A 4,790-nucleotide genomic window follows, 5' to 3' on the forward strand; every position below is an offset into this window, starting at 1 on the left:
GGTCAGTTTCATGATAGATTTTAGAGACATAAGATACGCTGCACACTGAAATTATCTTTGGGTCATTATAGGATCAATCATTCTGTGGTGCTCCCTAAGCGTGTTCGGCTTGCTGTTGGCGATCGCAATTATTTTTGTGGCTTTAAGTCAGGAGCGACTATGATGCTTGTTACGATCGACTTTAAGAACTTCTCTGGTTCGAGTTTGCGCCACCTACAATGATTTAGCAACACCCAAAAAATGATCGACCTTAAAGGCATCCTTTAAGCAGAGATTGTCAAAAGCAAAACTTGGGAGGTCAGGATACCACCATAAAAACGATCGACCTTGAAGGCATCCTTTAACCAGAGATTGTCAAAAGCATAAGTCAAAAGCCAAACTTGGGAGGCGAGGACACCGCCATGTTTCATACACCACAGGCCGTTTTGAGAGTTGGAAAACTTAAATCGATCGAATGTTTGAGAACAGCGGCCAGACATAATAGCCGAACCACTGTCGTACCAAATGCTGACGAAAACAAGACTGTTGAAATCTTGCAAGGCCAAACATCGCCCGAAGCAGTCGTGGAACTAGCACGGTCAAAAATTGGCTCTCAGAAAGTCCGAAAAGATGCAGTAATTGCCGGAGACATCCTCCTGGGGGCTTCCCCCAGCTACTTCAGACCCTCTTGCCCGGAAAACTACGGGTACTGGCAGCAAAAGCAATTGGTTCTGTGGACAGAAGCTTCAACTAACTGGCTGGAAGAACACGTAGGGAGCAACATCCTTCAAACTGCCCTACACCTCGATGAAGCCACCCCTCACATCCACTGTCTCTGGGTGCCTATCAACAATGAGGGAAAATTGAGCTACAGGAGTACGGAGTTTGGAGGGACAAGAAGTAGCTTGAGCAAACTTCAAGACAGCTACGCCGCAGCCCTTGCCCACTTAGGCATCGAACGCGGCATCAAATTCTCGCCAGCACGGCATCAAAAAATCCGGCAGTATTACACCGCAGTCAACTCGCAAGAAACTGTATTAGATTTAAACTTATGGCTTCCCTCACCAGAACCAGAAGAAACTGCCACCAATTACAGGTCTAAATCAATTGCCTTACTACAACCCGGTTCCGACGCCATCAACCAGATGCTTGCAGAACGCCAAAGGGCCGTAGCACAACAGGAACTAGAACGGGAGAAAGCCATCCTCGCTCAAAAATATAGGGAACAAATAGAGCAAGAATTGGTTTCTGAAAAAGCTGCATTGATTGCAGAGCAAGAAAAAGTTTCTCTCCTCTCGCAGTTAGCTGGCTGCTGCTTCGTTCTGGCGAATTGGTTGCAGGCGGATCTAAAAACCAACGAAGTCATAGGCTCAGAATGGCAGTTCCGAGTTCAAAACGGCTGCATAGAAATCAAAAATCAACACGGGTTTAATTTACAAGCCTCACGCACGGATTTTACACGAGCGATCGCAAAACTTGCAAAGACCGAGTTGCAACAGTTGGCTGACTTCTCGGATTTGTTGCAAGCCACAGTGTACGATCGACTTGCAAAGCAGAAAAATGCGAACCTAGAACTCTAAGCCGAACCAAAGATGATCGCCGAACTCTAACCCAAGACGATCGCCGAACTCTAGCCCAAGACGATCGCCGAATTCTGATCCATGCCTAGTTGAAATTTCGCTCTGGCAACACCTGTTTCACACGCATCGTTCCTTCTATTTAGGCAAGCTCAAGTTTTAGGTTTTTAAGCCGAGCCGTGTTTCCCAATCTCGTCTCTAATTAGCTCTTGAGGTCGATCGGCTAAAACCGACATCTGAATAGTATCTGAATCTGGTTATCGCAAATTTTCTCATATATCGATATATGACTTACCAGATCGCTCTACAATCTTTAAACCACTTACTTCATTCAACACCATGCAAATTCGACTAGCAGTCATCAGCAATGCTGGAGGCAGTGGCAAAACCACACTTTCAGTCCACCTCGCCTACGAACTAGGTTTGAAAGGTTTCCAGGTAGCCCTCATGGATCTAGATCCCCAAGGCTCGCAGACGCTTTTTTGCGGGCTAATGCCACCAGAACCTGAACACACGCTGTCCGCCGTGCTCCGAGACGGCTTCAATGGCTCTTGGCCCCTCACTCCTAGCTGGACCTCCCACACGAATAATGTAACAGTTTGCCAGGGTGGAATGACTCTGACACAAACAGCAGATGAGTTAGTTTTGCACAAACGCGGTGCTTACCTTCTGAGCGATTGCCTGAGCGACTATCCCCTAGAACACGACCTGATAATCTTTGATTGCCCCGCCACGTTAGGCCCTTTGCCCCTAATGGCGCTAGCTGCCGCCACTCACATAGCAGTGCCAGTACAGTTAGAACCAAAATCCATTCAGGGCGCGGCTCACTTATTGGAATGGTACTACCATCATTGCAAGCACTTGCGCCTCAAGCCCCAGCCAGAAATTATCGGGTTTGTACCTAACCAATACGATGCAAAACGAGCCACCCACCGACAACTTTTAGAGTCTTTGCCAGCTCAATTAGAGCAGATGAATATCCGCACTTTCCCCGCGATTCGGGACAGTGCAGAATTTATCAACGCCTGCGGGCAGGGATTGCCTTTACACATTTATCGCCCCCTTCATCCTGCCTTGGGCGACTTTAAGGAAATTGTTAAGCACGTAGCCAGTTTGATGCCAAATAAAGTTACTTCAACAGACAGCCAAAAGACTAAAAAGAAGAAGTAGCAGAACTTACGCACCGGCTATATCCCAAGCCAACCAAGACCGAAAAAACCGCCAAGGTATAGCAACCGTTTGGGCAGCGCCGGACATTGATGATTACTAAAACCTTTGATATGCAAACGTTTTACTTCTGACTGTTGAGTTCTGACTCCTAATTTCTGACTCCTAATTTCTGACTTCTGACTGCCGAGTCCTAACTCCTAATTTCTGACTTCTGACTGCCGAGTTCTAACTCCTGACTCCTAACTCCTGACTCCTAACTCCTGACTAAAGCAAACTTATTGCTTCTCTAAATAAATAAAGAAAACTTTCTTTTGTTCACTCCCAATCAAAAATCTTAAATCTCTATGGCAGCCCGTAAAACTCCCGACTTGACAAGTTATTTTTCAGCAGCTAAGCAATCCATGCAGCTATCCGAGGCTGAGGAAGAGATCCAAAAATTAAGAACCGAAGTTGAAGAGCTGCGGAAGTCTGGTGCAGCCGAACTTGAAGCCCAGCTAGCTGCTCTGCGAGAGCAACTGCAAGCGGCTGGAGGCGTTCTTTCCGTTCCCCTCGACCAAATTCTACCGAATCCTGAACAGCCTAGGCAGACATTTTTGCCCTCTAGTATCGAATCAATGTCACGCTCCCTCACGAGCGACGGTCAGTTAGAACCGATCATTTTAATTCAGCGGGGAGAGTTGGTCATCTTCGACGGAGAGCGACGCTGGCGTAGTGCTAAAACTTTGGGCTGGCCTGCTCTGGAAGCTGTTATTATTCCAGAGCCAGCATCTCTGCATCGCAAAGCGTTACTTACCTCTTTACATAGAGAAGACCTCAACCCTCTGGACAAAGCTGAGGCTATTGTTCGTGAGTTAACTGCTTCTTCGGACTTAGATCCTGCAAATATCCCTCGCATTCTCTCAACCGTTGTGCGACGGCTGAACGTGCAAAAGCGCATGAATTTGGTTTCTGAGTTGGTGAGGGCAAGGCCTGAAGAACAACAGCAAGGTTTGGGAGTTTTAGACTTAGATGAACAAGAGCGAACTGTACTAGAAGGTTTACTGGATTTGCAACTCAATCCGGCTTCAATTGATGCCAATATTTTTCCCATGTTATCAATCGCGACGGATCTTAAACTGGCGATTCGGAGCGGACTCAAAGGCGTTCACGCTATGGCTCTCTCTAAACTCTCTGCTAAGAATTTGGGAATTTTACCTGAAGAGGCGGAGTCCATTCGAGTTAAGGCAACTAACCAAGTTTGTGCCGAGAAATTGTCGGCTGCTCAAACTCGTAAATTGGTGAAGGAAATTATCAGTTCTAATCTCGCTAAGTTTCCAGCATCTGCTCGGCAACTCAAGCAGGTTAAACTGGCTGCTGGGAATTTGAAGAAGCTGTCACCACAGGTATTAGAGGAGTCTGAAGTTGAGCAACTTGTGGAATTACAGGAGGTTTTGCGTCAGAAGTTAGCGGAAATTGAAGCTGTTTTGAAGCAAAATGCGATCGCCCAAAACTCTGTCAATTGACATACTCCCGCTAAACTCAAGCAGCATTCTTAGCTTTTGACACAGCATTATGGCATCGAAGTTCAAGGCTTAGTTTTCGATAATTTATCAGTTACAGGAATAACCCGCGAAGATTGGCTAAACGACTTTCAATCCATTAGTGGAGAATTCATCATTACAGAATTTGATAGTACAACTTTTAACCAAAACGAAGGTCAATCAAATGAGTCAACTTTATGAGATTCTCGCACAAATTAAAAACCAACCCACCCAATATTTAGGGCAAACTTCCCTGCCTCACCTGTTTATATTTTTAAATGGCTACAAAATAGCAAGGCGAGATTTAGGCATTACAATCACTTCCGAAGAACAGGAGTTTTATCGAGACTTTCAACCTTGGATTCAGAAAAAATTAAAAGTCAAAACCGTTAACTCTTGGGCAAACATCATTCAACTTTTTTGCATCAATGATAGAGAAGCCTTCAATTAGAGGCCTCCACAAAAAGAATGATCCAATAGCTATGTGGGTTTAGCGAAAATTTCCACAAACCATTTGTGAAGATTGGGCAGACGATTTATCTGG

5 protein-coding genes are annotated in these 4,790 nt (G+C 45.6%); all 5 read left to right on the plus strand.

The features are described from left to right. The first annotated feature begins 401 nt into the window (after nucleotides 1-401). Complete coding sequence (gene mobV, locus JGK11_RS32380; protein ID WP_293214454.1) at nucleotides 402-1,559, plus strand: MobV family relaxase; 1,158 nt, start codon at nucleotides 402-404, stop codon at nucleotides 1,557-1,559. Nucleotides 1,560-1,895: 336 nt separating this feature from the next. Then, nucleotides 1,896-2,726, plus strand: a complete 831-nt coding sequence (locus tag JGK11_RS32385; RefSeq protein WP_293214456.1) for a ParA family protein — start codon at nucleotides 1,896-1,898, stop codon at nucleotides 2,724-2,726. A 344-nt stretch (nucleotides 2,727-3,070) separates the two neighbouring features. Further along, complete coding sequence (locus JGK11_RS32390) at nucleotides 3,071-4,228, plus strand: ParB/RepB/Spo0J family partition protein (protein ID WP_293214458.1); 1,158 nt, start codon at nucleotides 3,071-3,073, stop codon at nucleotides 4,226-4,228. A 36-nt stretch (nucleotides 4,229-4,264) separates the two neighbouring features. Then, the gene (locus tag JGK11_RS32395) at nucleotides 4,265-4,447 is read left to right on the plus strand and encodes a papain fold toxin domain-containing protein (protein ID WP_293204109.1); all 183 of its coding nucleotides are present in this window, start codon (nucleotides 4,265-4,267) and stop codon (nucleotides 4,445-4,447) included. Continuing rightward, the gene (locus JGK11_RS32400) at nucleotides 4,431-4,697 is read left to right on the plus strand and encodes a hypothetical protein (RefSeq protein WP_293214460.1); all 267 of its coding nucleotides are present in this window, start codon (nucleotides 4,431-4,433) and stop codon (nucleotides 4,695-4,697) included. Before JGK11_RS32395 ends, JGK11_RS32400 begins: the two co-directional genes overlap by 17 nt. The last annotated feature ends 93 nt before the right edge of the window (nucleotides 4,698-4,790 follow it).

The sequence above is a fragment of the Microcoleus sp. PH2017_34_RAT_O_A genome, from assembly GCF_020737885.1.
Lineage (GTDB): Bacteria > Cyanobacteriota > Cyanobacteriia > Cyanobacteriales > Microcoleaceae > Microcoleus.